This window comes from Alteromonas sp. 5NS40-0096 (genome assembly GCF_057544385.1).
The window spans coordinates 105,341-127,037 of the sequence record NZ_BAAJLQ010000004.1 but is presented as its reverse complement, the minus strand read 5'-3'; the positions used below and the strand labels follow the sequence as shown (position 1 = coordinate 127,037).

23 protein-coding genes are annotated in these 21,697 nt (G+C 46.7%); 8 read left to right on the top strand and 15 right to left on the bottom strand.

Annotated features, from left to right (window positions below; genetic code table 11):
• Positions 1–59 precede the first annotated feature (59 nt).
• The gene (gene fkpA / locus AC27G9_RS13135) at positions 60–833 is read left to right on the top strand and encodes an FKBP-type peptidyl-prolyl cis-trans isomerase (protein ID WP_487074890.1); all 774 of its coding nucleotides are present in this window, start codon (positions 60–62) and stop codon (positions 831–833) included.
• A 273-nt stretch (positions 834–1,106) separates the two neighbouring features.
• Here the strand turns inward: fkpA and AC27G9_RS13130 are convergent, their stop codons facing one another.
• Positions 1,107–1,406: a hypothetical protein gene (locus AC27G9_RS13130; RefSeq protein ID WP_487074889.1), complete on the bottom strand. Its 300-nt coding sequence runs from the start codon at positions 1,404–1,406 to the stop codon at positions 1,107–1,109.
• Positions 1,407–1,707: 301 nt separating this feature from the next.
• On the opposite strand from AC27G9_RS13130, the gene greB reads away from it, so the two are divergent.
• Positions 1,708–2,193 (top strand): transcription elongation factor GreB, encoded by a 486-nt coding sequence (gene greB / locus AC27G9_RS13125; RefSeq protein ID WP_487074888.1) that lies wholly within the window; start codon positions 1,708–1,710, stop codon positions 2,191–2,193.
• Between the two features lie 125 nt (positions 2,194–2,318).
• Complete coding sequence (locus tag AC27G9_RS13120) at positions 2,319–4,631, top strand: Tex family protein (RefSeq protein ID WP_487074887.1); 2,313 nt, start codon at positions 2,319–2,321, stop codon at positions 4,629–4,631.
• Between the two features lie 44 nt (positions 4,632–4,675).
• On the opposite strand, the gene AC27G9_RS13115 is transcribed toward AC27G9_RS13120, so the two are convergent.
• The 3 genes from AC27G9_RS13115 to bioH all read right to left on the bottom strand — a co-directional run bounded on the left by AC27G9_RS13115 (position 4,676) and on the right by bioH (position 6,896).
• Positions 4,676–5,608 carry a putative metalloprotease CJM1_0395 family protein gene (locus AC27G9_RS13115; protein WP_487074886.1) on the bottom strand — a complete coding sequence of 311 codons (933 nt, stop codon included), beginning with the start codon at positions 5,606–5,608 and terminating at the stop codon, positions 4,676–4,678.
• A gap of 3 nt (positions 5,609–5,611) precedes the next feature.
• Positions 5,612–5,944: a hypothetical protein gene (locus AC27G9_RS13110; RefSeq protein ID WP_487074885.1), complete on the bottom strand. Its 333-nt coding sequence runs from the start codon at positions 5,942–5,944 to the stop codon at positions 5,612–5,614.
• Between the two features lie 154 nt (positions 5,945–6,098).
• Positions 6,099–6,896, bottom strand: a complete 798-nt coding sequence (gene bioH, locus AC27G9_RS13105) for a pimeloyl-ACP methyl ester esterase BioH (protein WP_487074884.1) — start codon at positions 6,894–6,896, stop codon at positions 6,099–6,101.
• A 37-nt stretch (positions 6,897–6,933) separates the two neighbouring features.
• On the opposite strand from bioH, the gene AC27G9_RS13100 reads away from it, so the two are divergent.
• A complete protein-coding gene (locus tag AC27G9_RS13100; RefSeq protein WP_487074883.1) occupies positions 6,934–7,650 on the top strand; it encodes a ComF family protein in 717 nt (238 codons plus the stop codon).
• Here the strand turns inward: AC27G9_RS13100 and AC27G9_RS13095 are convergent.
• Complete coding sequence (locus AC27G9_RS13095) at positions 7,647–10,238, bottom strand: M14 family zinc carboxypeptidase (protein WP_487074882.1); 2,592 nt, start codon at positions 10,236–10,238, stop codon at positions 7,647–7,649. The two genes, AC27G9_RS13100 and AC27G9_RS13095, sit on opposite strands and share 4 nt — an antisense overlap.
• Before the next feature lie 375 nt (positions 10,239–10,613).
• Here AC27G9_RS13095 and nfuA point away from each other — a divergent pair, with 375 nt between their 5' ends.
• Both nfuA and AC27G9_RS13085 read left to right on the top strand, forming a co-directional pair.
• Complete coding sequence (gene nfuA / locus AC27G9_RS13090) at positions 10,614–11,192, top strand: Fe-S biogenesis protein NfuA (RefSeq protein WP_487074881.1); 579 nt, start codon at positions 10,614–10,616, stop codon at positions 11,190–11,192.
• 13 nt (positions 11,193–11,205) lie between these two features.
• On the top strand, positions 11,206–11,448 hold the full coding sequence (locus AC27G9_RS13085) for a hypothetical protein (RefSeq protein WP_487074880.1): 243 nt from the start codon (positions 11,206–11,208) through the stop codon (positions 11,446–11,448).
• Here the strand turns inward: AC27G9_RS13085 and AC27G9_RS13080 are convergent.
• Positions 11,445–12,767, bottom strand: coding sequence for an MATE family efflux transporter (locus AC27G9_RS13080; RefSeq protein WP_487074879.1), 1,323 nt, complete (start codon positions 12,765–12,767; stop codon positions 11,445–11,447). The two genes, AC27G9_RS13085 and AC27G9_RS13080, sit on opposite strands and share 4 nt — an antisense overlap.
• A 36-nt stretch (positions 12,768–12,803) precedes the next feature.
• Between AC27G9_RS13080 and AC27G9_RS13075 the strand changes: the two genes are divergently transcribed.
• Positions 12,804–13,874, top strand: a complete 1,071-nt coding sequence (locus AC27G9_RS13075) for a polysaccharide deacetylase family protein (protein WP_487074878.1) — start codon at positions 12,804–12,806, stop codon at positions 13,872–13,874.
• Between the two features lie 9 nt (positions 13,875–13,883).
• Here AC27G9_RS13075 and AC27G9_RS13070 read toward each other — a convergent pair whose 3' ends face one another.
• The 6 genes from AC27G9_RS13070 to AC27G9_RS13045 are packed head-to-tail and all read right to left on the bottom strand — an operon-like array spanning position 13,884 to position 18,315.
• On the bottom strand, positions 13,884–14,480 hold the full coding sequence (locus tag AC27G9_RS13070) for a GNAT family N-acetyltransferase (protein WP_487074877.1): 597 nt from the start codon (positions 14,478–14,480) through the stop codon (positions 13,884–13,886).
• 4 nt (positions 14,481–14,484) lie between these two features.
• Positions 14,485–15,126: an SCO family protein gene (locus AC27G9_RS13065; RefSeq protein ID WP_487074876.1), complete on the bottom strand. Its 642-nt coding sequence runs from the start codon at positions 15,124–15,126 to the stop codon at positions 14,485–14,487.
• Positions 15,123–16,046 (bottom strand): heme o synthase, encoded by a 924-nt coding sequence (gene cyoE, locus AC27G9_RS13060; protein ID WP_487074875.1) that lies wholly within the window; start codon positions 16,044–16,046, stop codon positions 15,123–15,125. Before cyoE ends, AC27G9_RS13065 begins: the two co-directional genes overlap by 4 nt.
• 9 nt (positions 16,047–16,055) lie before the next feature.
• Entirely contained in the window at positions 16,056–17,033 is a 978-nt protein-coding gene (locus tag AC27G9_RS13055; RefSeq protein ID WP_487074874.1) for a COX15/CtaA family protein, read from the bottom strand.
• A 9-nt stretch (positions 17,034–17,042) separates the two neighbouring features.
• A complete protein-coding gene (locus AC27G9_RS13050) occupies positions 17,043–17,606 on the bottom strand; it encodes a hypothetical protein (RefSeq protein ID WP_487074873.1) in 564 nt (187 codons plus the stop codon).
• Positions 17,599–18,315, bottom strand: coding sequence for an SURF1 family protein (locus tag AC27G9_RS13045; protein WP_487074872.1), 717 nt, complete (start codon positions 18,313–18,315; stop codon positions 17,599–17,601). The genes AC27G9_RS13050 and AC27G9_RS13045 overlap by 8 nt, the downstream gene beginning before the upstream one ends.
• A 30-nt stretch (positions 18,316–18,345) precedes the next feature.
• Between AC27G9_RS13045 and AC27G9_RS13040 the strand changes: the two genes are divergently transcribed.
• Positions 18,346–18,555 carry a DUF2909 domain-containing protein gene (locus tag AC27G9_RS13040; RefSeq protein WP_487074871.1) on the top strand — a complete coding sequence of 70 codons (210 nt, stop codon included), beginning with the start codon at positions 18,346–18,348 and terminating at the stop codon, positions 18,553–18,555.
• 15 nt (positions 18,556–18,570) lie between these two features.
• Here the strand turns inward: AC27G9_RS13040 and AC27G9_RS13035 are convergent, their stop codons facing one another.
• The 3 genes from AC27G9_RS13035 to ctaD are packed head-to-tail and all read right to left on the bottom strand — an operon-like array spanning position 18,571 to position 21,692.
• The gene (locus AC27G9_RS13035) at positions 18,571–19,449 is read right to left on the bottom strand and encodes a cytochrome c oxidase subunit 3 (protein ID WP_487074870.1); all 879 of its coding nucleotides are present in this window, start codon (positions 19,447–19,449) and stop codon (positions 18,571–18,573) included.
• A gap of 28 nt (positions 19,450–19,477) precedes the next feature.
• On the bottom strand, positions 19,478–20,065 hold the full coding sequence (locus AC27G9_RS13030; RefSeq protein WP_487074869.1) for a cytochrome c oxidase assembly protein: 588 nt from the start codon (positions 20,063–20,065) through the stop codon (positions 19,478–19,480).
• 13 nt (positions 20,066–20,078) lie between these two features.
• Positions 20,079–21,692 carry a cytochrome c oxidase subunit I gene (ctaD, locus tag AC27G9_RS13025; RefSeq protein ID WP_487074868.1) on the bottom strand — a complete coding sequence of 538 codons (1,614 nt, stop codon included), beginning with the start codon at positions 21,690–21,692 and terminating at the stop codon, positions 20,079–20,081.
• Positions 21,693–21,697 lie beyond the last annotated feature (5 nt).

Below are 21,697 nucleotides of genomic sequence, written 5' to 3'. Positions count from 1 at the left end.
AAACCGGATAACATTCGCCATTATTCGAATAAAAAACAAAATATAAAACGGAGAAGTTTATGAAAAAGTCGCTTGTCGCATTATCAACGGTGGCTGCACTGGGATTGTTTGCTTGCCAAGAGCAAACACAAGACAACACAGAGCAAGCTGCTGAAGCACCAGCATTGTCTGCAGACACTATGACTGAAGCGCAAAAACACGCCTATGCCATGGGTGCTAGCATGGGTATCTTTGCTCAAACTCGTTCTGAGCAACTTACTGATCTTGGTAGCGAGTTAGACATGGCTGCACTTCAACAAGGTTTCAATGATGGATTGCAACAAACGCTGCAATTCGAACAAATGGAAATCCAACAACTAGCACAAGCAGGGGAAGCGGAGCTTCGCGCTAAGCAACAGGCACAAGCTGCTCTTGCCGCAGAGAAAAACGTTGAAGCGGGTCAAGCTTACCTCGCAGAGAACGGTAAGCGTGATGGTGTCACAACAACAGAATCTGGTCTTCAGTACGAAGTGCTAACCGAGGGTACGGGTGCAAGCCCATCAGCAACCGATACCGTTACAGTTCATTACCGTGGCACACTATTAGACGGCACTGAATTTGATTCGTCTTACTCTCGTGGCGAGCCTACTAGCTTCCCTCTGAACCGCGTAATTTCTGGCTGGACTGAAGGTGTTCAGTTGATGAAAGAAGGCGCAAAATACCGTTTCCACATTCCATCAAACCTAGCATATGGTGAGCGTGCAACAGGTAAAATCACACCAAATTCAACGCTAATTTTTGACGTTGAATTGCTAGAAGTTGCAAAGCCAGAAGCCGCTGAAAAAACAGAATAACTAAACGTTAAGCAGACAAAAGCCGGCGACTTAGCCGGCTTTTTTATTTGAGAACTGGCACCCTCCGTGCCTACCTTTTCCTTACGTGCATGTCGCCTGTCTTGGTGTCAAGCGCGTGCCCACATAAGAATATGGGCTATTCGTGTATGCTTTCAATCTCGAATTCTCAATATTAAAGATAGCCAAAAATACCGAATTCGCAGTCCTACCAGTTGATGTGTTAGGAACAATTTCGACTAACCAACTCAAGCTAATAACAAATCGGTTTAAGCGCTACACTTTACTGATAAATGGCTTGCGACGACTGTGTTTTCTTTTGAGCGTTGCACATTGTTGAAGGATAAACCACCCCACTTTGTACATTACTACGCTTGCCAGCAAATACACCGCTGGCTGCATCGTCTCCAAATTGGCTAACACGTCAATTGCGGACATGAAAAACATAACAATGCCCGTTAGTAACATAACGAAACCAAATAGTATAAAACTCGCGCGCACGGCAGATGTCGGCTTTACCGACAACTGTTTTTCCTCTATCAGGCTTTCATCCATGGCCTGCTTTTCTTGAATCATAACGCTCACCAAGTAGACTTAGTAAAAATAAGACAACACTGTATAACTTTTGTTCAGTTTGCCAGAAAATTGTCACATTGCCACAGCACTATGCAAACATAATGCACAGATTGCTGTTATCGGAAAAAATAGTGCATTCTTTATACAAAATTTACCGTTATAAAGATCGCTTTAGTGGGTTATGCAAAACATTTGGGGAAAAACGAATCCACAATGACATGCTTTCAGCATCACTGTTCATTGAAAAATGCTATCTGTATACCCAAATTCAAAGTAAGTCAGTAAAGAGCGACATTAACCATTGAAGACGCCACTTATTACCCGAAAGGGCTATATCAAGCTAAGGGATGAACTGAATTACCTTTGGCGAGAAGAGCGACCAGAAATAACCAAAAAAGTCACCTGGGCAGCCAGTCTTGGAGACCGCAGCGAAAACGCAGATTATCAATACAACAAAAAGAAGTTGCGTGAAATCGATCGCCGCGTCCGCTATTTGCGAAAGTGTTTAGAAAATTTGAAGGTTGTCGACTATCACCCACAGCAAGAAGGAAAAGTCTTTTTTGGCGCTTGGGTACAAATCGAAAACGACGAAGGCGACACTAAAGCACTGAGAATTGCCGGGTACGATGAAATTTTTGACCGCAGAGACTACATTTCTGTCGATTCGCCTATGGCGAGAGCATTAATCGGTCGCACCATAGAGGATGACATTACTGTAAAAACAGAAGCGGGTACATTTGATTGGTGGATTACCAAAATTTGGTACGACCCAACGGACAAAGCCTGATATTCGATGCTAGCCGCGATGTAGGAAAGTGATATACTTCGAAATGATAACGCTCCTTCAGCGCGAACAAGGACACGTTCTACCTAGAACACGCCATTCTAATTTCACATGCCATAGAGTTCACTATGATCATCAATACTATTGCAAATGAGCTTGCCGTAAAGCCAGCCCAAGTCGAAGCTGCCGTAAGTCTAATAGACGGTGGCGCTACCGTTCCTTTTATCGCTCGTTACCGTAAAGAGGCGACTCAGGGGCTAGACGACACACAGTTGCGTAACCTAGAGCAGCGCCTCGTATATTTGCGAGAATTGCAAGAACGAAAATCCGTCATTTTAAAGTCCATAGAAGAACAAGGGAAGCTAACGCCGCAGCTGTCTTCACAGATCAATGATGCCGAGAGTAAGACCACATTAGAAGATTTGTATTTACCCTATAAGCCGCGTCGTCGAACCAAAGGGCAAATAGCGATTGAAGCAGGGTTGGCTCCACTTGCTGATGCTTTGTTTGACAATCCATCGTTGTCACCGGACGAAGAAGCGGCGAAATACGTTAATGCTGAGAATGGCGTCCAAGACAGCAAGGCCGCACTAGAAGGTGCGCGTTACATATTGATGGAGCGATTTGCAGAAGACGCAGCCCTATTGGCAAAAGTGCGCGATTACCTCAACAACAGTGCTTTCGTTAGCAGTAAAGTGGTAAACGGCAAAGAAAAAGAGGCTGCAAAGTACTCCGATTATTTTGACCACAACGAAAAGCTCATTAACGTGCCTTCACACAGAGCTCTGGCGATGTTTAGGGGCCGCAATGAGGGGATGCTTCACATTCAACTTGACGCCGATCCGCAGCGCAGCGAAGAAGACGCATCAAGCTCCTATTGCGAATCGATAATTGCCCAACACTACAGCATCCGCGACACGGGCAAAGCCGCGGACGCTTGGCTAAAACAAGTCGTGCAGTGGACGTGGAAAATAAAAATTGCACTGCATATGGAAACCGAGCTATTCAGCGCATTACGAGAACGTGCCGAAGAAGAAGCGATTAACGTTTTTGCCAAAAACTTAAATGATTTGCTAATGGCGGCCCCGGCGGGAGCCAAAACCACAATGGGACTCGACCCAGGTTTGCGGACTGGTGTAAAAGTGGCAGTGGTAGACAAAACGGGCAAGGTACTCGCTACCAATACCATCTTCCCTCATGCGCCGCAAAATCAATGGGATAAGGCCAAACGAACCCTAGCAACGCTTTGTAAGCAGTTCAAAATCGAATTGATCAGTATCGGCAATGGCACAGGATCGCGAGAGACGGATAAGTTGGTCGCAGAGCTACTGAAAGAAAACGCCGATCTCAATGCTCAAAAAATAATGGTCAGCGAAGCTGGCGCTTCTGTGTACTCGGCGTCAGAGCTCGCCTCGAAAGAATTACCTGACTTAGACGTTTCACTTCGCGGCGCGGTCTCTATTGCCAGACGCATCCAAGATCCTCTCGCCGAACTAGTGAAAATTGAGCCCAAAGCAATCGGTGTTGGCCAGTATCAACACGATGTTAGCCAATCTCAATTAGGTAAATCCCTTGATCGCGTCATCGAAGACTGTGTGAACGCTGTCGGCGTTGACTTAAATATGGCATCTCCGGCACTGCTGAGTTATGTGTCAGGTTTAAACAAAACTCTTGCACACAACATTGTTAACTTCCGTGATGCCAATGGCCAATTCAGTGATAGAAAATCCCTGCTAAAAGTAGAGAGATTGGGACCAAAAGCCTTTGAACAAGCTGCCGGTTTTTTGCGAATTGCGGGAGGTACGAACCCACTAGACCACTCTGCAGTGCATCCGGAAGCCTACCCAGTGGTCGATAAAATTGTCAATCAAACCGCCGTTGCGGTAAACGACTTAATTGGTAATACATCACTATTGAAGTCTTTGGCACCAGAGTCATTTACCGATGACGAGTTTGGTGTACCCACGGTAAAAGACATCCTCAATGAGTTAGATAAGCCAGGCAGGGACCCTCGACCAGAATTCAAAACAGCCGCTTTCAAAGAAGGGGTCGAAACGATCAATGATTTGAAAGAAGGAATGATTCTGGAAGGTGTTGTCAGTAACGTTGCCAATTTTGGCGCTTTTGTAGATGTTGGTGTTCACCAAGACGGCTTAGTTCACATTTCAGCATTAACTGACAAATTCATTTCTGATCCAAGAGAAGTAGTGAAGGCTGGCGACATCGTAAAAGTCAAAGTGATGGAAGTCGACGTTGCCAGAAAACGTATCAGCTTCACAATGCGATTGGATGATAAGCCGGGGCAGAGTAATAAAGGACCACGCAAAAGTCCTGCTAAGAGCAAAGGTAAACCACAGCAAAGACAGAACAAACCTGCGCCAGCCCAAAACAGTGCGATGGGCAACGCGTTTGCCGATGCGTTTGCTAAAGCGAAAAAATAAAACGAGTTATCAGCGCTGCGAGAGTAGCGCTGCGTTTTGCGAGTTTAGGCACTCGCGCTAAAGCCGGCATTGCGGGGGGCAGAAACGCTTTGATAAAACTGCTGTATGACGCCGATTCTTGGGTCTTCTTCAATATCAAGACGACGACGTGGCCCTACAAATTCCGTATCACCTAGTTCGGTTAGGCTATCTTCATTGACCTGAGCAAGTGTTGCCCTGTCCAGCGTTCGGCTCGGTGGTGAGATTTCTCCAGCATCGATAATCTCATCGAGTGCCGGAATATCAGGATCGAGCGGATTACTTTCTGCATCTGAGGACTGCAAGCTTTGCCTGTTGTCCTCTGCCAGCTCAACTCTGGCCTCAAACGCTTTTTGTGTTGCCTCTGCGGCTACCTGCAAATCTTGAGGTGAAGGCTCTACGGGCGCAAGTGCTGCGGCTCGAACTTGCTGCATCTTGCGAATCGTTTGCTCCGGTGTAGGCTCTTCCGAGATATCAATGGCCACTTGCCCACCAACGGCGTACTGTTGCCCATCAGGCCCTGTAACGAATTCGTATTGGGGGGCAGAGGCATATTGACCACCAGTCGCAGCGTGCGCTTGCTCATGCGCCCTGACTTCTGCATCGCGGCGCTCTAACTCTTCAATTTCCCGTTGCTCAGCCTGTTGTTGCTGTCGCTGTTCAGCGTCTTGACGGCCAGCACTCTCATCTCTGCCGTTATCAGGGGTTTCGTTTGCCCCACCTTGAGCCGCCAGTTCTGCATTAACTTGAGGGCGTTCGTAAGTCACTGGCGATGGTGGTTGGCCCGGCGTTCTTACTCTATCCGATTCACTGCCCAACCCTTGCTCTGCACTACTTTGATTTGACTCTGAGGTTTGGGGGATCGTCTCTCGCAACAAATTATCACGACGCGCCGACTCCGTATTCACATTTGCGGTAGTGAATACGAGGGAAGTGGGAATGGGCGTGACAATGTTCATGACTTAAGCCAGGGTATCGATGATGGTGCCAACAGTATCGTCAACCACGTCCAGTACATTCGCTGACGCTTGCACATTTAAAGCATTGACTTGTAACGACACTAAGTTGCTAATCGGGTCATTCGAACCTTGGGGTAATAGCGAGCTGACATTCGACAAGTTTTGAATGGACGCCGATGCCAACAGCTGCTCAGGGCCGTTTTGCTCTACGTTAAGTTGCGCATTTTGCTGAGCAATATTCAGCGAGGCCTGTGTTACCCCTTGTAACCCATTTTGAATGCCAAACTGAGCGCTGACTATTGCCGAGTTAATGCCGTTAGACACAATACTAGTCATTAATTACCTCACACCTTCTCACGGTTAATTATTAACCAATTCGCAAAAAAAATAAAGGTCTTAAGGTATCCCAGGCCATACGAATAGTCGTCCAGAGACTAGCGCGTAGGCACAGCGACACTGTGTTATGAGCAAGTCTCGCAGAGCGGTGCAACTATGACCGCGGATGAACGACAAATTGCCCTATGATATCAGCGACTTGTTGAGGATGAGAGATAAAAGGCGCGTGTGAGGCATGTGGCAATACTACAGTGTCAGCTTGAGGTTGTAGTTCATGAATACTATCGATGACGCTCGTTGGTACTAAACTATCAAGGCGTCCATAGAGCTTTAACGTCGGAATTTGAATTCGACCGATTGACTGGCGTAAATCAACAGAAGAGAGCAACCCTAACCCGTCTTTCAATGCTAAGGCCGAAGGGTCGGGGAATAGCGTAATTTGGCTTTTAATGGTTTTAATGTCTTTTCTTGCGGTTTCGCTGCCCATGGCTTGAATCATCAAAAAACGATCCAGTGTTTTGCGATAATCGAGCTCAAGTTGAGTTTCAAACATCTGCAACAAATCAGGTTCAATACCAGGCCAACACTGACTGGCAACGAATTTCGGCGTGGACGCTATGGTGATCAGCCCACCAAGCCGACAATTTGGCTGGCAAGCGAGATATTGGGCGACTAGCCCGCCGAGCGACCAACCAGCCAAAAAAGCCCCTTCGGGTATTTGTAGTGCTATCCACTCAGCAATGGCCTCAAGGGTATAGGGCTCGGGAACTTGATCCCAGTTTTCACCAAACCCGGGGAGGTCGATTGTAGTGATTCGAAACTGTTCAGATAAATAGGGAATGAATTCGTGAAACGCACCGCTATTCATGCCCCAACCATGGATGAATACCAGATCTTTTCCCGTTCCTTGGGTCCGGCTTTTTAGAGTAGGTGATGTGCTAGTTTGGTCCACAAAGTTACGCTCTAATCATAAGTGAAAAAAGTGTACCATGGCTCTATCAAAATACTATAACAGCTTTGTTAAATGGGCATCTAAAGCTTCAGACTCAACCTGCTTACTGTGCAACCTTCCCAGTAATGGGCGAATTTGTCATTGTTGTTATGGCGATATCCCTTTCTTTGATGCCGCAGCGGTACCAACCAACTTATTGCATTTTCCGCTGATTCGCCGCCATCTGCACAAACCAAGATATCATGCTCTCAGGGCTATGGGCTGGTATGCATGGCCATTTGATGAGCTAATCCTCAACAGCAAGTTAAAGCACAGCTTGCCATCGATTAACGCCCTGGCCAGTATGTATTGCCAGTTTCATCATACCCATCCAGTACCATTGCCAGATGTTTTACTGCCCGTGCCCATATCCATTTTCACGCTATGGCAACGCCAATACAATCAAGCAAATGAATTAGCCAAGCTCATAGGTCAATCGCTAGGCATCCCTGTACACAGTACTTGGGCAACTCGTGCGTGGCGTAAATCCCAAAGCCAACGGCTACTTACCAAACAAGCGAGACTGAGTAATGTCAGCCATGCATACTCAGTTAACCGATTGCCCCAAGGTATATCAAGTGTCGCTATCGTCGATGACGTCATCACCACAGGCGCGACGGTAAACGCCCTTTGTCGTCAACTAAAACAACAACGCCCAAACCTGAACGTACAGGTTTGGGCGATGGCAGTCACCTCGATAAAACGCAGACGTTAGCGCATCAAAGGCGACAAATAGATAGCGTTACTCATTAATTTATCCGTGCCATACCAATATCCACGGAAATGAATATTATCAACAAAGCCAATGACTAAACCCCGACCATGTGGCTCAACTGAGATGGCTACTGTATCGCTAACCAAACGCTGTAGCTCGGGTGAAGTAAAACCAGCAAGTAACGGAGATGACGTGTAGTGGGCGATTTCCGTAAAGGCTGACCCCTTTCCTTTAAAGATGCGATTTGATGTTTTGAACATAGCTACGTTTTGATGATCAAAACCGTAAAAGAGGGGGTGAGTTAAGTCGACTTCGGTGTTGTAAGCTGCACCAGCGATCAACTTTTTAGCAAATAACGCATCTTTATCGGCAAATGACAACGACGACGTATCAAACGCATCATCTATTGTGTCACGACTGACTTCTGTGAGGTCAAGCCAACCATTTTTCACTAACCAAGAAACCGCTGATTTTAGCCCGATTAACACTCCACCTTTTTCAACCCAGTGATTCAACCCTTCCGTCGTCGCCTCAGACAGGGCAGAGTAACGACCATTGGGTAGGATGATATGACTGTAGTCTTCCAATGCAACATGGCGCAAATTGTCCACATCGACGATTGTCGCGGCGATACCCACACGCGTATCTAAATAGTGCCAAATCTCACCCGTGTCATAAGGGCTCACCCCTTCACCGCCAACAATGAGAACCTCAGGGGCGGAAACCGGCGCCATAGTGCGACTTCCCAAATCACTGCCCGATGCTGTTAACCCTGACAATACTGTCGACACTGAAACGCCGTATTCAGTGGCTGCGGTCGACAATATCTGTACTAGGTTCGATGGTTGTTTTAACGCGAGTGGCACTATAATAGCGCCCTTATCAAAAGCTTGATCCCCAGCACTTGTTACAGCGCTGAATGCGCCTTTTGATGCTCTTACCTGCACGCCATTTTCCAACAGATGTTGCAACAACGCTGGGGCGTTGTAACTGTGCCACTCAAATACATAGGCGTATGCATTTAGCGAAATATCAACTTGGCTTGCCACCACAGACGAGGGTTGTTGACGCGTCTTAATGCTGCGGCGTTTGGATTTGGGCACGGCGTCGTATTTAGCGTTAAATGCAAAGGCAATATTCCAATTCGACACATCGTAGAAGGTGTTTTCCGCAAAGTTCTGCTGTGTAGAGAACATTGACTTAATCAGACGATACTGTGGCTGATCGAGGGGAACGAATAGGGAGTCCTCGACCTCGTAGGTTTGATTAGCTCCAGCCCACTCTTTCTCTAAGTATTCATATTGGATCTGATGTTGTTCAAGAATAGACACTAAGCGAGACATGCGAGCTTGGTCATTTTTAACCGACAACACATAACCATAAGTATCATCGTCTTTACGCGCTTTATCGGTATCTTTGAAAAAGCTCGTTTGGTATTCAATGAGAGCCGGCTTATTGGCCATCGCCCCCTTGAATGTGCTTAAACTCGTAGTCACTTGATTTTGAATAGTTTGAGCAAACGCCAAGGGGCCATTGATTGACTCTTGTAAGTGACCTCGACTACTCGCTTGTTCAAACAAGATACCGATACTACCGTGAGCATCGGGGTAGGTTGAGCCTTTACCGTAGTAAAAATCGTCAAAGGCTTCTTGGCTAAAGTACAATACTTTTGCTTTGTCGAATGCGGCTGCATGAAAGTCGGCAAGTGCTTCGGTCAAGGTCACGTTGCCATCAGGGGTAAGTGGGTTTTTCCTCGAACGCACACCAGGTTGGAAGAAATATGTACTGTCCGTACCCATCTCGTGAAAATCGGTCAACACGTGCGGTCGCCAATTGTGATATTGCGCAATACGCGCGCGCGACTCAGGGTGAGTAAGCAATAGCCAATCGCGATTCAGATCAAACCAATAGTGATTAGTTCGGCCATTTGGCCAAGCTTCCTGGTGTTCTCTGTGATTGCGGTCAGCAACTCGATTTACGCCTTTGTGCATATTCGCCCATTGCGCGAATCGCGATAATCCATCGGGATTTAAAGAAGGGTCGAGCAACACCACATTATCATTTAATAAGGTCTCCACTTCAGTACTTTGCGCCGCAGCCAAGTAGTAAGCAACAACCAGAGAGGCGTTGCTACCAGAGGGTTCGTTACCGTGAATGCTATAGCCCATATAAAGGACTAACGGCGCATCTTTGGTGGCGCGCTTACCCTTGGTAATGGTGTCTAAATGCGCTTCGCGAATCGATTCAATGTTTTGTTGATTTTTAGGGGCAGTGATAGTCAACAGTAGGAGTGGGCGGTTTTCATGAGTTCGCCCTGTTTCAGTCAATGTTACACGGTCAGAGGCTTGCGCTAGCGCACGCATGTACGACACCAACTGATCATGGCGAACATGCCAACTTCCTACCTCTTGACCTAAAAACGCTTCAGGTGTTGGAATCGCTGGATCGTAGGCAATACCTTGGGGAAGAAAATCGGCAACTGGCTTCCCTCCAGTGTTTAGCGAGCCATTGAGCGTGGCATGACTATGGAAAGCTGAAATTAAGAACGCGAATACAAAGACTCGCTTAAACGCAATAATCATTCTCATAGTGAAATCCGTCTAAGTTATTTTTGTTATAGACCCGAAAAGCACATTTACTTTTTTGAATCAGCCCTTATTTACTAGTCAGTAAAGGACGTAACTATCAATACGATTTGAGTTGAGCCTTAGTATAGCGGTTTAACCTACAAACGCATGGGACCCAAACTCCGAACATCTACCTGAAAGGCAATTCTCTATTGTGCACTATTTAGCACGACTTGATGGGGTAATCATCCAATCTCAGGGGTAGTTGGTCTCAAGTTTAAGTTAAAGCGTATATTTTATTCACGAAAAATACTAAAAATTGAAAATACTTGACTGTTTTGCTCAAGTAAATTTGGTATTATGTTGTCCGATCCCACGTAGAATTTAGGTAAAGTGATGATATCGATCTCTGAGGGCGCTCAAGCCCATTTTGTAAAACTGCTTGAGAAACAGGAAGCTGGCACGAATATCCGCGTCTTCGTGGTGAACCCTGGAACGTCGAGCGCTGAGTGTGGCGTATCATACTGTCCCCCTGATGCTGTTGAGCCAACAGACATCAAACTGTCCTTCAATGGCTTTGATGCTGTGATTGACCAAGAAAGTGAACCTTTCTTGGAAGAAGCAGAAATTGACTTTGTAACCGATCAAATGGGTTCGCAGCTGACTTTGAAAGCACCGAACGCCAAAGCGCGTAAGGTTTCGGATGATGCGCCTCTTGTTGAGCGAATCAACTACATGATTCAAAATGAAATCAACCCTCAACTTGCCAATCACGGCGGCCAAGTCGTTTTGACAGAAATTACCGATGATGGCCACGCTGTGTTGCAGTTTGGCGGCGGTTGTAACGGGTGTTCTATGGTCGATGTCACGTTAAAAGAAGGTATCGAAAAACAAATGCTCGAACAGTTTGCAGGTGAAATTGTTGGCGTAAGAGACGCTACTGAACACCAAGCAGGCGAACACTCGTACTACTAGTTCTAGCTGAATTGTGCCATTTTTCGCATTGAAACAACTTGCCCAACAGCCACAATTGGCTTGGGCCAGGTTTGTAAAAGGCCTTGCGGTGTTTTTTAGCGGATTACTGGCACTTTTGGCATTAGGTGGCATACATATCGTCATCGATATCGCAGCCATGACCCTTATGCTGGCCGGTTTCGTCGTTGCGATTACCGCTTACATTGCGATTTTCCTGAGCCGATTCAATCGCCTGGGTCCACCCCCACCGCCTTAGCGAGCTGACTTAACGTACTGACACCAAAACAGAAACCCTAGACTCAAGCCTCGAGCAGCTAAAAAACCTGCCATGGCATACCACAATGCCAAATTGCCTATGGACTGAGTCAACCACCAGATGGGGAAAAAGACCCCAGCAGCACTGAGCAACATAGTGTCGCGCATGGCCCTAGACTGGGTTAATCCAACGAAGATGCCATCGAATAAAAAGCACCAATGGCCGATTAGTGGCAGTAAAACTATCAGCCACAAATACCTTGCGGCCTCATTCTGTAAACTGGGAATATCCGTTAGCAAGCGAATGATGGCTTCGCCCGATGTGTAAAACACGACAGCATATGCTGCAGCGAAGAGACTCGACCAGATCAAACCAACCTTAGTTTGATGTGTGATACCGGCATTGTTTTTAGCGCCTTTCGCCTCACCAACTAGTGCTTCAACAGCGTAAGCCACACCATCTAAACCCAGTGCAATCAACACAAAAAACTGCATTAATATCGCATTGACCGCTGCATGCTCTGCGCCTAGGCGCGCCCCTTGGAATGTTAAAAAAGCGATACAAACTTGCAGAGCGAGATTACGCACTAGCATGTCTGTGTTCATAGTTAGTAGCGAAACGATCTGCGCTTTGGTGAACCACTGCTTTGAAAATGGCACAGATAAAACTGAACGCAGACAAAGTAGCGCCCCAAGGGTCGCCATGGTGTATTCGGCAATCACACTTGCAAGCGCCACGCCTTCAACACTCAAATCCAAGCCATAAACAAACAATACGTCTAAGCCAGCATTGAGCAGATTGCCAATCACTTGAATCATCAATACCGCTCTTGTGCGTTGTTGACCAACTAAATAGCCGATCAAGGCCATGTTTAACATTGCAGCAGGTGCGCCCCACACGCGAACGAAGAAATAGCTTTGGGCGTGACGCTCGAGCTCACCGGAAGCGCTTGCTAAATACAGCCCCCCTTGTAGTAAAAAGGGGCCAAAAATTACGATAAAAGCGCCAATCACTAATGCGAGGAGAGTAGAACGATAAAAAACACTGGCACAAGCCACACCACTGCTATCATTTTGCCCTTTAGCTTGCGCACTTAACCCCGTTGTAGACATGCGTAAGAAGCCACACACCCAATAAGTTTGAGTCAAAATCAGTGCGCCAATCGCACTACCAGCCAGTATGGATGACGTCTCCATATGACCGAGCACAGCGGTATCCACCATTCCCAATAAAGGCGTGGTAATATTGGCAAGAATCATGGGAAAGGCTAACGCCAATAGGTGTCGATGGTCGGCCCAAAACCGAGTGGATAGTGTCATCGGTGGAATCAATTAACTACAAAGGTTCAGTGTAACATGCCATACCTGTTTTCTGCGGGCCGTTTTATCATTTCATGCCTCGCGCTTTTCTGTTTGTTAGCCTCACACCAGGTAAAAAGTGAGGACAACTTGGTGGTGCTGCTCTACCACCACGTGGATACCAAGACACCGCCGAGTACCAGTATCAGCCCTACTCAATTTGCTGAGCATATGGCGTTTTTGGCAGCAAATTACCAGGTTGTTTCGCTGCCTGAAGCCTTAACTCACATTCAAAATGGCGAATCACTTCCCGATAAAGCAGTGGCCATTACCTTTGATGATGGCTTCAAAAACATACTCGAAAATGGTCACCCAGTACTGAGGCAACATCAGTTTCCGTATACGGTTTTCGTCAATCCTGGAGCAATAGGAACGCAACGAAACCAACTGACATGGGACGAAGTCAACCTAATGCAAAAGCAAGGCGCCACTTTTGCCAATCACACCATGGATCACCTTCACTTACTCGAACGCAAAGAGGGAGAGACACAACAGCAGTGGTTAACTAGGGTTTGGCAGAATATTGATCAAGCCGAGCAGCTGATAACCGAACGAACGGGTCAAAACTATAAGATGCTTGCCTACCCATTTGGCGAATACGACAGCAACATACAACAGATGCTCGAGCAAAAAGGCTATATAGGCCTAGGGCAGCATTCGGGAGCCATTAACCGGAATACAGATTTAACGGCCTTGCCTCGTTTCCCTGCTGCAGGGCGATACGCGAATTTGAAGACGTTAAAGACCAAATTGAATTCGTTGGCTTTCGACTCTATTTCTAGCAACATCGTCAATCCAGATAGGCTTTCAGACCGCGAGTTTCCGCTAGTTCAACTCTCGATAGACGAAACAGACACACGGTTGGGCCAAGCTCAGTGCTTTTTTCAGGGCAAGAGTATCTCGTTAGAACGCAAAGAAAATCTGCTTGAATTTGCTCCGCCTACCCCGCTGCCAGTCGGCCGTTCTAGAGTGAACTGTACATCGCCTTCTGTTTCAGAAGGCGGCCGCTACTATTGGTTTTCACAACCCTTTTTCGTATCAGACAGCACAGGTCGTTATCCAGATTAAGCAACGACGTTAGGTCTTTAGCGACTTCGCCATGCGGGTAAATGTGGATTGCTGACGCTGTACTACGAAGCCCATTGAGTGGTAAAAAGCTTGGGCGCCTGTATTCACATTTTCAACGTCGAGAATCATAGTGGATTTATTCAGGCGGCAAGCCTCTGAATACATGAAGTTCATCAACTGAGTCGCCACGCCATTTCGCTTAAACGCTGACGCGGTTGCAACATGCCCCACAGCAAATTCATCGCTTTTTGGGGGAGGAATTTCATCTGCATATTCTCGACTTCGCATCACGACATCCAACGCATTTTGATGGGAGAACAAATCGGTAATGCTGGCCATAGTTTCAGCATCAAAATTTGCTGGGAGCGTGTCATGCCAGCACGAAATCAAGCCCGCACAATGCCCGTCTACATCCGCGACCCAATGATTTTTATAACCGTATTGACCATGCCCTCTGCGCCAGGCAAGTCGCAGGTAACGCATAGCTAATGCTTCGTCGCCGTTGCCAAAAATATAGTTAACCAACTTTTCACCAGCGGCGTAAATCAGCGCCACTCCGTCATCCATATCGTTAGCACTGGCCGGACGTATTGAAATCGTTGCCATAAGATTAACGACCAATCACCAGTGGAAGATCGGCGAGAATCTGCTGGCCATCTGAAATCGGCAACTCACCCGGCACCAAATTAGGCTTGAACCTTCCAACAACTTGACCTTCTGGATTAACTAACACAACCGATGCACTGTGGTCGACTAGGTAATTAGGATCGTCTGTACTCCCTGCGATGGCGTACATCATTCCCATACTTCTCGCGAGCGGAAACAATTGATCGTGTGGCCCGGTTGCCCCTATAAAATCTCGGTTAAAAAAGTTGATATATTCCGCCATTCTCTCGACAGAATCTCGATTGGGATCAACGGAGACAAACAAGACTTTGACAGGATATTCTGCTTCTATCGCCTGCAGTTGAGGGTAGACCTGATTAAGGCTAGCCATCGTCGTTGGACAAATGTCAGGGCAGTAGGTATAGCCGAGAAACACCAGTGTCCATTGTGCCTTCAGCGAAGCATTAGTTAGTGGTTTGCCATCTTGAGACGTCAAAGTAAACGTCGATAATTCACGGGGTTGAGGATATTGCTGGAAGTACTCTGGCGCTGAACTTTGCGAGGGTGGGGCAATCACGACCGCAAGATAGATACCCGCAATCAGCGCAATGCCGGCGACGAGGCCGGCGATAGTTTTTTGATTCATAAACTCAATGGAACATAGTGGTCAACCAATAAGACTACAAACAATACCATGAGATGGATAATTGAAAACCGAAAAGTTTGCATTGCTGTTTTTTCATCAGCGGCATATTTGAGTTTAAAAGCGTAATACATAAACCCAGCATTCAGCGCCGTACTACCTATTAAATAGATTAGACCCGTCATACCCACGAGATAAGGCATTAAGCAGATTAAACAAAGCAGCACTGTGTACAACAAGACTGAAGTTTTCGTAAATTCAATACCATGTGTAACAGGCAACATTGGAATTTCAGCTTTTGCGTAGTCTTTTTCGCGATGAATAGCCAATGCCCAAAAATGAGGAGGAGTCCAAGTAAACACGATGAGAACAAGTAAAAGCGCATGGGCGTGGATTTCGCCAGTGACCGCTGTCCAGCCCAGTAAGGGTGGCGCGGCACCCGCCAAACCACCAATTACGATATTCTGCGGCGTCGCTCGTTTTAAATACATAGTGTAGATAACTGCATATCCCACCAAGCTCGCCAAAGTTAATAGAGCTGTCAGGCGATTTACCCAAATCTCTAGCATGACGTAGCCGACAATGGCCAATGCGGCAGCGAAAATCAGCGCATGTTGAATTTGAACCTTGCCCTTAGCCACAGGCCGATTGAAAGTTCGCGCCATTTTGCTGTCAATTTTATGATCTACAACGTGATTAATCACAGCGGCTGAAGAAGAGAGAAAGCCAATACCAGTTAAGCCAAACACCAACACTTGCCAACTTACCCAAGTCGGCGTGGCCAAACACATTCCCACCAGTGCAGTAAGCAGCAGCAACATCACCACTTTCGGCTTAGTGAGCTCATAATAGTCACGCCAAGAGGCCTTTCGGGAGTCGACACTACGTGATTGAGTCGCGGAAAAAGGAATCGATTTTGCCATTGTGAACTCCTAGACCTTTCGATAAAGATGATAAGTAACGGACAGTAGAACCAGCAGAAGGCATGCGGCTACGGCGTTATGTGCCACCGCAACAGCGAGTGGCAAACTGAACACCACATTGCTAATTCCCAGTAATACTTGCACGCACAACACTCCGATGAGTGTCATACTCAAGTTTCGTATTGCCGACGACTGCGCCGACATAAACAATTTCAAACCCAACCAAAGCAAATAACCAAAGGTGACCAAAGCACCAATGCGATGCACGATGTGCATCGTCATTCGCTGTTCATAGCTATGGGCACCATATTCATAATTAGCGGCTTCAGGAACGGAAAACGCGCCACCAAAATCTAACCGTTCCGCCCAACCATTTTCACATACCGGCATTTCGGTACACGCTAAAGCAGCATAATTCGCTGATGTCCAACCACCCAAAGCGATCTGGATCATGAGCACACCAATGCCTATCCCCGCAAAACGGGCCATGGGACGCAACTGAGCATCGCCACCGGGCACCCTGTCATTCGCCAATCTGAGATACAACAAATACAAGCAACTCAATACCGTGAAGCCACCAAGTAAATGACCCATAACAACGACCGGCAGTAAATTTAATGTGACGGTCCACATCCCCAATGCGCCCTGAAAGCAAACCAGAAGTAGTAACACGAGTGGCAACTTAAAGGGCAGATGTGGCGCTCTGTTTTTGACAGCTATCGCCGCGATAATCAAAATAAACAGCCCCAAGGTGCCAGCGAAGTAACGATGAATCATCTCATTCCATGCTTTCTGGGACTCGACTGGACGTTCTGGATACGCCTCATTTGCCGCAGCAACTTGCTCCTCCCCTTGTGGAACTGTCAATAAGCCATAACAACCAGGCCAATCAGGGCAACCCAGACCGGCGTCGGTCAAACGAGTATAAGCGCCCAGTACGATAACCACGAAAGCAAAAAAGATACTGAATACCACTAACTTCTTCATGAACCTCTCCTAGCCGATACGAGACAATTTAAGCATTTTCTTCAAGTCCGAGAGAATGTCTCGACTGTGCAGAATTGCATCTTCTTGCTTAGCCATTAAGGGGTACTTCAACATGGCATTATTGAGTGTATCAACCACAAAAATGGCGTCTTTTTCCACGTCACCAAACACTTGCTTCAAGTCAGATTCAGAAGTTGAGACTCGTATAAGATTGGGTTGGCTCGCTAATTGAGCTATGGCTTTTTTGTCACTGGCATCTGTGACAAACACGACCGCCTCAGCACGATCTGATTCTTTACCCAATGCCAACCACACTTGATGAATACTGAAAATGGCATTCTCACATTGTGCGTCGCAATCGCCGGGGATGGCGTAAACGAGTCGCCATTTGGGCGCAGCGTCAGCCAGCAACAGCGTGGTATCAATGATAGGGTTTAGAAGCTGGCCTTTGTTGGTGCTACCGCGGTTGAAGAAATCATTATCCAAGGCTAATTTTGCCGCGATAACTGGAATAATGAACACCGCAACAAGCACCAGTAAACTTTTCTTCGAATTGCCTTTCACTTCACTCATGAGATTGACTTCTCCTAACAACCAAGGTGATGAATACACACATTGCAGCAATCGCCAGCCCAAACCATTGCACTGCATATGCAAGATGCTTTTCCGGAGGCATAACAACTGACTGCCAATTTCTAACAAAAGCGTCGTTCTCAGGCGCCGTTAGCTGGATAACGAACGGCATAAGTGGTTGATTAAGCTGCTGCGAGAAAAACGCGATATCAATTGCTTGCACTCTGACAGGAAAGTGCTCTAGCGCTGTAGCAGTCTCACTAACCAGAGGATTGTGGGAGGGCACAGCAACAATTCCACTGAGTTCCACCATGTAGTTTGGTAAAACAACACTGGGAAGTTGGGTGCGCTCGCGAGGGGCTGAAACCCATCCCCAATTAACCAAAACAGTGCCACCATTAACCAGAACGGGAGAGAGCACTTGATAACCAACTTGCCCTTGATGCAATCGATTATCGAGTAACAATATTTGATTGTTATCGGGTATTCCTGCAAATGTGACCTTGACGTCTCTCACATCTGTGTCCATGGTAAATAAAGCCTGAATATCCAGAGGTGATTGTTGTTGCTTTTGCTCAATGTCAGCCAATCTGGCTTGTTTTTGATGCATTCGATCGAGTTGCCATAATCCCAGCCCAATCATGATGCAAACACAACTCAATGTGATTACGAAGGCAGTAATTGGGACACGCAGTGGGCGAGTCAACATCGATATAAGCCACCCCTAGTAGGTAAAATTATGCTAATAAAAATAATACTGGTAGCACTACTTATCTATATGGTAGTCAACCTCTTCTTAGCCATGAGAGTCATGATGAGAAATGACCAAAACGGCGAACCTATGAGTAAATACATCGGACGCCGTGTGTTTACTTCGGTTGCCATCGTTATTCTTATTCTCATCGCTTTGGCAACCGGGTTAATCACGCCAAACCCTCGCCCGTATTAAATACGGGCTAATGGGTTACAACACGTAGACGAAGATAAACAACATCACCCAAACTACGTCGACGAAATGCCAATACCAACTACCCGCTTGGAAAGCGAAATGGTTTTCTGGCGTAAAGTGCCCTTTCAATACTCTAAAAAACAAGACTATCAAGATAATGGTACCCAAGGTCACGTGCATGCCATGGAATCCCGTTAACAAGAAGAAGGTATTGCCGTACACCCCTGACTGCAGTGTTAACCCTAAGTCTTGATAAGCATGAATATATTCTTGAACTTGAAGCATCAGAAACACTAGGCCGAGTAAAATTGTCACACCTAACATCACCGTGAGCTGTTTGCGTTTATTTTGCTCTAAACCAACATGAGCAAAATGCAGTGTCACAGAGGAGACCAACAGAATAATGGTGTTGATAGTTGGCAAGCCTGCCCAACTCATTTCTTGCGTCGTTGTCCCACCTGGGGTAGAAATCAAAGGCCACATGGCTTCAAATCCGGGCCAAAGCACGGCGTTGGTCATGGCATTGTTCGATGCGCCACCCAGCCAAGGAATGGATATCATTCGCGCATAGAACAAGGCGCCAAAAAACGCGGCAAAAAACATCACCTCGGAAAAAATAAACCAACTCATGCCTTGGCGATAAGAGCGACCCAGTTGGTCACTGTACAAACCGCTCATCGATTCATCTATTTGGTTTTTAAACCATCCCACTAGCATCACCAGCAAAGTGACGATGCCGGCAATCAATATTTGCCCACCTAAACCTTCTTTTTCTTTGGTTACCTCTACGACCAAGTTACCGGCACCTACCGCTATCAGAAATAGCGCTACGGCTCCAACAATCGGCCAAACACTTTGTTCTGGAACATAATACTTTTCATATTCTTGCTGCATTTCGTTCTCCTCCTTTTCTCACAATCTCTTATTCGGATGATTGAGTGAGATATGGATTGTCTTGAGACTCTAAGTCATCCGCTCTCGCGGTAACGTCATATAAAGTGTACTGAACAGTGAAATAAGTGATGTCTTCTGGCAGTTGAGGGTCGACATAGAACTGCATAGGCATACGCGCTTCTTTACCCGCAGATAGGGGCTGCTGGTTGAAACAAAAACACTCGGTTTTGTTTAAATACAGCGCCGCTTGACCGGGCGAAACAGAGGGTATCGCTTGCGCAACGATATCTTTAGACGCGGGATTGCGAACGTAGAACTCAACCGTGCTCAACTCACCTGGGTGCAGTTTCACCTTTTTGGTCTCCGCTCTAAATTCCCATGGCATGCCAGTATTCGTTCGCGTAATGAACTCGACCGTAACCAAGCGACTTTCATCAATTGCTGCCCCTGAGTAGGTTGCTGCGGTGTTTTCTGTTTTGCCATTAATGCCGGTTATGTCACAGAAAACGTCGTACAAAGGCACCAAAGCGAAGCCAAAACCAAACATACCAACAACAATAAAGACGAGCTTTATCACCATCTTGTTGTTTGCTTGATTTTGGGCTGCTTGAGTCATCACTTACCTCTATTTATTTCACTACAGGTGGTGTTTCAAATGTGTGATAAGGCGCAGGTGACGGAATCTCCCACTCCAAACCTTCTGCACCTTCCCATACTTGGTCACTCACAGGCTCACCTTGCTTCTTGCAAGCTTTAATCAGCAGCGCAAGGAAAATGAGTTGTGACAAACCAAACGCAAATCCACCCACACTGATCCATTTATTGAAGTCAGCGAACTGCAATGCGTAATCTGGAATACGGCGTGGCATGCCCGCCAACCCAACGAAGTGCATTGGGAAGAACAGCACATTGACCGATATCAACGAACACCAGAAATGCCACTTAGCTAATGTGATATCAAACATGCGCCCTGTCCACTTGGGCAACCAGTAGTAAACCGCAGCCATGATTGAGAAGACCGCACCCGTTACCAGTACATAGTGGAAATGCGCCACAACAAAGTAGGTATCGTGATATTGGAAATCCACCGGCGTTATCGCAAGCATCAGGCCAGACAGACCACCAATAGTGAAAAGCACAATAAAGGCGATAGCGAACATCATGGGAATCTCGAAGGTCATAGACCCTCGCCACATCGTAGCTACCCAGTTAAACACTTTTACGCCTGTTGGCACCGATATCAACATTGTGGCAAACATGAAGAACATCTCAGCCGCCAGAGGCATACCCGTCGTGAACATGTGGTGAGCCCAGACAATGAAGGACAAACCCGCAATGGACGCGGTGGCATAGACCATCGAGGCGTAGCCAAATAGCTTTTTGCGCGAGAAGGTCGGTACGATTTGCGAGATAATGCCAAATGCGGGCAAAATCATGATGTAAACTTCAGGGTGACCGAAGAACCAGAATATATGTTGGAACATTACCGGGTCGCCACCACCAGCAGCATCGAAGAAACTGGTGCCGAAGAATTTATCAGTCAGTACCATGGTAACAGCGCCAGCAAGTACTGGCATAACTGCTATCAATAAGAAAGCGGTTATCAACCAAGTCCAAACAAATAACGGCATCTTCATCCATGTCATACCCGGCGCACGCATGTTGAAGATAGTAACGATAACGTTGATCGCGCCCATGATCGAAGAAATACCCATAATGTGAACAGAGAACACAAACAATGCTGTGCTATCGCCACTGTAAGTCGTCGACAACGGTGCGTAAAATGTCCAGCCGAATGCAGGACCGCCACCTTCCATGAAAAGCGATGACAACAAAATCAAGAAGGCAAAAGGCAGAATCCAGAAGCTCCAGTTGTTCATTCTTGGTAACGCCATGTCTGGCGCCCCGATCATGAGAGGTACAAGCCAGTTAGCCAAACCAGTGAAGGCAGGCATGACGGCTCCAAAAACCATGATCAGGCCATGAACCGTCGTCATCTGGTTAAAGAAATTTGGGTCAACAATCTGTAAACCTGGCTGGAATAGTTCAGCGCGAATGACCATAGCCATTGCACCACCAGTGAGGAACATAATGAAGGCAAACCATAGATATAGCGTGCCAATATCTTTGTGGTTAGTTGTAAACAACCAACGGGTAATACCTTTGGGTATGTGATGTTCGTGATGATCGTCGTGATGATCAGCAACCGCATCTTGAGCGATAGTATCTGTCGCTTTAGTCATAATAA

Excerpts from the sequence above, each read along its gene's own strand:
- AC27G9_RS13120 (WP_487074887.1), top strand. The coding sequence starts at position 2,319 with ATGATCATCAATACTATTGCAAATGAGCTTGCCGTAAAGCCAGCCCAA.
- AC27G9_RS13110 (WP_487074885.1), bottom strand. The coding sequence starts at position 5,944 with ATGACTAGTATTGTGTCTAACGGCATTAACTCGGCAATAGTCAGCGCT.
- nfuA (WP_487074881.1), top strand. The coding sequence starts at position 10,614 with ATGATATCGATCTCTGAGGGCGCTCAAGCCCATTTTGTAAAACTGCTT.
- AC27G9_RS13075 (WP_487074878.1), top strand. The coding sequence starts at position 12,804 with ATGCCATACCTGTTTTCTGCGGGCCGTTTTATCATTTCATGCCTCGCG.
- AC27G9_RS13130 (WP_487074889.1), bottom strand. The coding sequence starts at position 1,406 with ATGATTCAAGAAAAGCAGGCCATGGATGAAAGCCTGATAGAGGAAAAA.
- AC27G9_RS13035 (WP_487074870.1), bottom strand. The coding sequence starts at position 19,449 with ATGCAGCAAGAATATGAAAAGTATTATGTTCCAGAACAAAGTGTTTGG.
- AC27G9_RS13055 (WP_487074874.1), bottom strand. The coding sequence starts at position 17,033 with ATGAAGAAGTTAGTGGTATTCAGTATCTTTTTTGCTTTCGTGGTTATC.
- AC27G9_RS13115 (WP_487074886.1), bottom strand. The coding sequence starts at position 5,608 with ATGAACATTGTCACGCCCATTCCCACTTCCCTCGTATTCACTACCGCA.
- AC27G9_RS13080 (WP_487074879.1), bottom strand. The coding sequence starts at position 12,767 with ATGACACTATCCACTCGGTTTTGGGCCGACCATCGACACCTATTGGCG.
- AC27G9_RS13100 (WP_487074883.1), top strand. The coding sequence starts at position 6,934 with ATGGCTCTATCAAAATACTATAACAGCTTTGTTAAATGGGCATCTAAA.
- AC27G9_RS13070 (WP_487074877.1), bottom strand. The coding sequence starts at position 14,480 with ATGGCAACGATTTCAATACGTCCGGCCAGTGCTAACGATATGGATGAC.
- AC27G9_RS13030 (WP_487074869.1), bottom strand. The coding sequence starts at position 20,065 with ATGACTCAAGCAGCCCAAAATCAAGCAAACAACAAGATGGTGATAAAG.
- AC27G9_RS13040 (WP_487074871.1), top strand. The coding sequence starts at position 18,346 with ATGCTAATAAAAATAATACTGGTAGCACTACTTATCTATATGGTAGTC.
- AC27G9_RS13095 (WP_487074882.1), bottom strand. The coding sequence starts at position 10,238 with ATGAGAATGATTATTGCGTTTAAGCGAGTCTTTGTATTCGCGTTCTTA.
- ctaD (WP_487074868.1), bottom strand. The coding sequence starts at position 21,692 with ATGACTAAAGCGACAGATACTATCGCTCAAGATGCGGTTGCTGATCAT.
- AC27G9_RS13050 (WP_487074873.1), bottom strand. The coding sequence starts at position 17,606 with ATGAGTGAAGTGAAAGGCAATTCGAAGAAAAGTTTACTGGTGCTTGTT.
- fkpA (WP_487074890.1), top strand. The coding sequence starts at position 60 with ATGAAAAAGTCGCTTGTCGCATTATCAACGGTGGCTGCACTGGGATTG.
- cyoE (WP_487074875.1), bottom strand. The coding sequence starts at position 16,046 with ATGGCAAAATCGATTCCTTTTTCCGCGACTCAATCACGTAGTGTCGAC.
- AC27G9_RS13045 (WP_487074872.1), bottom strand. The coding sequence starts at position 18,315 with ATGTTGACTCGCCCACTGCGTGTCCCAATTACTGCCTTCGTAATCACA.
- AC27G9_RS13065 (WP_487074876.1), bottom strand. The coding sequence starts at position 15,126 with ATGAATCAAAAAACTATCGCCGGCCTCGTCGCCGGCATTGCGCTGATT.